Origin of the sequence: Allocoleopsis sp. (assembly GCF_036703385.1) — a bacterium.
GTDB lineage: Bacteria > Cyanobacteriota > Cyanobacteriia > Cyanobacteriales > Coleofasciculaceae > Allocoleopsis.
Genome location: NZ_DATNPA010000600.1, coordinates 1 through 5,324, shown reverse-complemented (window position 1 = coordinate 5,324; position 5,324 = coordinate 1). Strand labels below are relative to the sequence as shown.

At 48.0% G+C, this 5,324-nt stretch carries 4 protein-coding genes and 1 tRNA gene; 3 read left to right on the top strand and 2 right to left on the bottom strand.

Annotated elements, in window-relative coordinates; all coding sequences use genetic code 11:
* The first annotated feature begins 99 nt into the window (after positions 1 to 99).
* Positions 100 to 173 (top strand) — tRNA-Pro (locus V6C93_RS28790).
* Between the two features lie 238 nt (positions 174 to 411).
* On the opposite strand, the gene V6C93_RS28785 is transcribed toward V6C93_RS28790, so the two are convergent.
* On the bottom strand, positions 412 to 618 hold the full coding sequence (locus tag V6C93_RS28785) for a DUF6464 family protein (protein ID WP_333480105.1): 207 nt from the start codon (positions 616 to 618) through the stop codon (positions 412 to 414).
* A 180-nt stretch (positions 619 to 798) separates the two neighbouring features.
* Here V6C93_RS28785 and V6C93_RS28780 point away from each other — a divergent pair, with 180 nt between their 5' ends.
* Positions 799 to 2,538, top strand: coding sequence for a metallophosphoesterase family protein (locus V6C93_RS28780; protein ID WP_333480104.1), 1,740 nt, complete (start codon positions 799 to 801; stop codon positions 2,536 to 2,538).
* 549 nt (positions 2,539 to 3,087) lie between these two features.
* Here the strand turns inward: V6C93_RS28780 and V6C93_RS28775 are convergent.
* Complete coding sequence (locus V6C93_RS28775; RefSeq protein ID WP_333480103.1) at positions 3,088 to 3,462, bottom strand: DUF4139 domain-containing protein; 375 nt, start codon at positions 3,460 to 3,462, stop codon at positions 3,088 to 3,090.
* A 47-nt stretch (positions 3,463 to 3,509) separates the two neighbouring features.
* On the opposite strand from V6C93_RS28775, the gene V6C93_RS28770 reads away from it, so the two are divergent.
* A complete protein-coding gene (locus tag V6C93_RS28770) occupies positions 3,510 to 5,087 on the top strand; it encodes an IS1182 family transposase (protein WP_333480102.1) in 1,578 nt (525 codons plus the stop codon).
* Positions 5,088 to 5,324: the final 237 nt, after the last annotated feature.

The following is a 5,324-nucleotide window of genomic DNA, read 5'->3' as shown; positions in this document are numbered from 1 at the left end:
CCGATGCGGTTCCGGGTTTGATTCAAGCCGCTCAATCCCTAAAAGTATTTTAGGTAGTTGTTTTGAACAGAAACGCTGTGATATACTCAGTAAACGTGCCGGGGCGTAGCGCAGCTTGGTAGCGCACTACTTTGGGGTAGTAGGGGTCGTGGGTTCAAATCCCGCCGCTCCGATAATTATAAATAAAGATAGCCAGAACCCCTACTGGCAAAAATCTTAAGCCTAATATATCCAAGAGACTGTTTTGGATATATTAGGCTTTTGAGCTTTCTAGGCTGACTATTCTAGACCTTATACGGAATCCGTTGGCATTGGAATACTATGTTTTTTAACGCAGAGGTCACGGAGGGCTACGCAGAGGAGCGCTGAGTTTTTGGGACTCAATAGGGTATTAGCGAAGCCGATCGCAACTTACCTAGATTCAGTAGGTTCCTGATTCGGTTCATAATGCTGACACAGTACACATGACCCCGTGGGATTCACGGCACACAGTAAGAAAGCTGAGTGAGCGTTGTATCTACAAGTAGTCTTCTTATCGACAGTTTTTGATAATTGCCTTAGTCGTTGTTCATGAAACTCAATCCAGCGTTTGATCTGAGCGTGGGACTTGAGTCGCATTCGGTTAAATGCCAAATTGGTCATTGCTCAAGTAAGGTGTGAGACATTGAGAAAAGCTATCTTGCTGCTATTCCTATATGGTAATAGTGCTTAAGTCACCGCCTCTCCTCATTGCGGCAGTGCTTCTCGTCTTGATTGCCCTTTTTCCCATTCAATGTAAGCCCTAATAGACAGCCAATTATGACATCTACCCACCAGTTGCTCACTGACCCATTGTTGCAACTACCGACTGAGAATTCAGTGCGAGTGGTTTGGTTTACAGAGTTCAAGGGTTCTCGTCATACTGTCGTCTATGGACAGGGACTCAAGCGTAATGCGATCGCAACCACCACTAAACTCAGTCGTACCCGTGAAGACCAGAAATCAAACGTTGGAAAACAGACACAAGAGGGTCAAATCTATCAGCAGCCAACACCAAGGGATATCTGGCGTCATGAAGCGATCGTCACGGGTTTAACTCCTGGTCAACGTGTTCCATATCAAGTAACCAGTGTGCAGGAAGATGGACAGAAGGTGAGCAGTCGTCAGTTTACCCTCGCACCGAAACCAACATCAGGAACACCGCTCAAAATACTACTCACCTCCGATCACCAGTTAATGCCGATGACATCGGCAAATCTTCAAAAAGTAGTGGAAACCATCGGACAAGTTGATGCGGTTTTCTTTGCAGGCGACTCAGTCAACGTTCCTGATCGCGCTTCGGAATGGTTTGATGATAATCGTGGAGGTGCCTTTTTCCCCTGTCTCCAGGGTCGGGCGCATTACGAACTGGAGAAAGAAGGCGTCAAAACCACTTACAAGGGAGGCGAGTTAATTCAATATGCACCCCTATTTCCAACCGTAGGGAATCATGAGGTAATGGGGCGTTTTTCAAATCAGCGCGACTTAAATGACCAGTTTAACGACCCCTATCCTCGAACTATTGCCGAGACGCTTTATCAGGAAAAATATGAGTATTTCAACCCCGAAAATGACCCCCAACTCCGCCAAACTTGGCTAAAAGACAATTCCTTTAATACCGACACCTACAACGAGATTTTCACCCTACCCCCGAACCCATCGGGAGGAGAGAATTATTACGCCGTGACCTTTGGCGATATCCGCTTGGTCGTGCTATACATTACCAATATTTGGAGAAACCCTAGCTTAGAAGCTGATGCCAGAGGCAAATATCGCGAACGAGAAGACGATTTAGATAATCCAGTAGCGTGGGGGTATGGACAACATATCTTTGAGCCAGTAGCCAAGGGTAGCGTCCAGTACAACTGGCTGGAGAAAGAGCTCAACAGTCCAGACTTCAAACAGGCGAAGTACAAGATTGTGATGTTTCATCATCCGCCCCATTCACTCGGTGCTAACATCGTCCCGGCTTATACTGACCCGGTGCAACGGATTGAGCGGGATGAACAGGGATACATCAAAGCAGTGGGTTACGACTATCCTAAGGCAGCGGATCACATCATTCGTGATGTAGTGCCACTGCTAGAGGCGGCGAGGGTGCAACTGGTGTTTTATGGACACTCCCACCTATGGAACCGCTTTGTGTCCTCCAGTGGGATGCACTTTTTGGAAACCTCAAATGTAGGCAACTCTTACGGTGCTTATCTGGGTAATGAAAAGCGTCCGGTGCCTATCGATAATCAGGCAGAATATGCCGCTACAGGTGACCCTAATGGGCTGGAACCCGTGATACCGACGCTTGCGCCACTCCTAGGAGACGATAACCAGCCACTCCCTTACATCGCGAGTAACGACATCACAGTTTTTACTATTTTAGATACAGGTACGGGTACGGTTAGTAGCTACCACTTTGATACGCGTCAAGCAAAGTTATCCCATAAGGATTTGCTAACATCAGACGTTGAGAAATTTGATGAATTCAGCTTAGACCTCTTGCATCAATCCTGGAAAGCCCCCTAAATCCCCCAAGTCTGGGGGACTTTGAATTCTGTTCCCCCCACCCAAGAGAGTTCTCCCCTAAAAGGGGAGAGGAGTAAGGACTAAGCCTTTTATTCATGGGGGGCTAGGGCGTGCTTTCAAACCCTTTGAGCCCCCTAAATCCCCCTTTTTAAGGCAGGGCTGTTTCATCCCCGAAAAGACGTATAATGTCAAGCGTTGAGGGGATAAAATATAGAATCGATTTTGAGACACTAGCCGAGGTTTTTAACCAATGGGCGAAACACTATGTGGTTATTCCTCCATCACCCGTGTACAACGATTTCTCGCTAATGATATTGACAAAATCCTCTCCCTTGTGGAATGAAACAGCCCTGCCTTGGTAAGGGGGGCTGGGGGGATCTTCTTCGCAACAGACAGGTCAATATAGAGTTTGCAAACACGCCCTAGGGGGGCGAAAATCGAATGAGAGCAAGAGACGTTCATGAGTGTACCGCTCACACTTCAGGATGAAAGGAGACTTTCTTGCACAGGTCTAGTCATGATTCCTACAGCCACTATTTCTTAGAAAAGCTAAAATCCTTGAACCTCTGGGGCGGCTGAGACTTTGTAGACTAGCGTTGCCTGGAGTTGGGAGTAGGGTTCTAGGGGAAAAATCCAAGTACAAAAACCATTTTCATCGGGTTGTATACGGCCTGTAGTTTTTTGGGCAATCACTTCTACCTTCACCTGCTCCAACTCTGAAACAGGTACGCGTTCTGTGGTTTTTATCGTCCTTGACTCTGCTCCAATATTGGAGAGAAATAACTGAATTTGGGTTGTGACGGTGTTCCACTTGGTGAGATGGTCTTGCTTCCGTTTCTGGGTTATCGTGCGTTGCACACGCATCGCCCCATCTGGCCCCCAACCTAGAGCGCCAGTCCAGTAAAAGGAGTTGACAAAAGACACAGAATCGGTAGAGTCGGGAAGTCATCTCAACAAGCCAGAGCGAGTCTATGCGCCCTCCTGTGTGGAATCCTGCCATCGAGCTGTCTGCAAAAGAGCAAAAAGTTGTCTCACGCATTCGTAAAGCTAAACTTTTCATTTTTCTGCGTCAGCAGCGTCATCAACTGTTCGATGAGCAGTTTCAAAAGGAACTGGCAACTCTGTTTAAGGACAGCAGTATGGGATTTTGTCCAGTTTCTCCAGCTCAACTGGCGCTAGCAACAATCTTGCAAGCTTACACGGGTGTTTCTGATGAAGAAGTGATTGAAGCCTTGGAAATGGATCGACGCTGGCAATTAGTCCTCGACTGTCTCGATTGTGAACAAGCTCCTTTTGGGAAAGGTACACTAGTGAGGTTTCGTGCTGCCCTGATTGCTAAAGAGGGCGATCGCCGATTGGTCGAACGCACAGTAGAAATCGCCAAGAAAAAGGGAGGCTTTAGTTCTGGTGCATTAAGAGCAGCACTGGATTCGAGTCCTTTGTGGGGAGCAGCAAGGGTAGAAGATACCTACAATCTGTTGGGTCATGCTCTGCGGAAAGCCTTAAGTGTAATTGCCCATCAGCAAGAGAAGGACTTAGCCGATGTGGCAGCCGAGGCAGGAGCACAGATAGTAGCCACTTCAAGTCTGAAGGCTGCTTTGGACTTGGATTGGGATGACCCAGTGGCTAAAGTACAGGCACTGACCACGATTCTCCAGGCACTTGATGAGGTAGAGTCTTGGGTTCAACAGCAACCGAACCTAGATAAGCAAACGACTACTCAAGTGCAGGAAAGTTTCGCTGATGGACGGCAAGTGCAAGCGCAGGATGTGGAGATAGCAGACGATGGCTCCCCAAAGCTCCGTAAGGGCGTAGCCAAAGATCGTCGCATCTCGATTGAAGATAGCGAAATGCGTCATGGACGTAAAAGTCGGAGTCAGCGCTTCGATGGGTACAAGCGTCATGTCCTTAAGGATTTAGATATTGGCGTAGTGCGAGCCGTGGGGATTACCCCTGCTAATGTTCCAGAGTCTGGTGTTACCGAAGCGATCGCTGCTGACTTGGAGCCTCAAAATGTCAAGTTAATCGAGTTGCACATTGACCGTGCCTATCTCAATAGCCAGATGGTTCAGAAGCGGCCAGAGGGCTTGACCATTATTTGCAAAGCTTGGCCTGTGTATAATGGCAAGCACTTTGACAAAACAGCTTTTGTTCTGGATTGGGACACTCATCTGATTCGCTGCCCCAATCAGGTAAGCATCCCATTTTCCCCAGGGAAAGTTGTTCATTTTCCCCAACAGCAGTGTGAAGTCTGTCCCTTGCGTTCCTGTTGTACTACCAGTGTGAAAGGCCGCACTGTCTCGATCCATCCTGATGAATCCTTGTTGCAGGAGTTACGCCAACGTCAACAGACACCAGCGGGTCGTGCCAAACTTCGTGAACGGGTAGCTGTCGAACATAGCCTTGCCCAGATTGGTCAATGGCAGGGTGATCGCGCTCGTTACCTTGGTACGCGCAAAAACCTGTTTGACCTGCGGCGCATGGCAGTTGTTCACAACCTTCATGTGATTGCTCGCATGTCACAGCCCGAGATAGAGCAAGCAGCTTAATGAGTAGAGTCTGGCGCAGGAGCTACACTATCTATCGGTTTGAACAGCGATCGCTCCATCCAATTGACACTCTTATATATTCAGATTCCGTGTCTTTTGTCAACTCCTTTTACTGGACTGGCGCTCTAGTTACACTTGTTCAAAGTTACCAAGGACTGCCAATCAGCGTAAAACCTGCCCAGAAATAGGGATGTTTCAAATCTCTGGTGCCTAGCTTGGCTAGTTCTGATGGCAGAG

What these genes read in the sequence shown, in the direction of transcription:
- V6C93_RS28785 (WP_333480105.1), bottom strand. Translation starts at nt 618, where the DNA reads ATGCGACTCAAGTCCCACGCTCAGATCAAACGCTGGATTGAGTTTCAT.
- V6C93_RS28780 (WP_333480104.1), top strand. Translation starts at nt 799, where the DNA reads ATGACATCTACCCACCAGTTGCTCACTGACCCATTGTTGCAACTACCG.
- V6C93_RS28770 (WP_333480102.1), top strand. Translation starts at nt 3,510, where the DNA reads ATGCGCCCTCCTGTGTGGAATCCTGCCATCGAGCTGTCTGCAAAAGAG.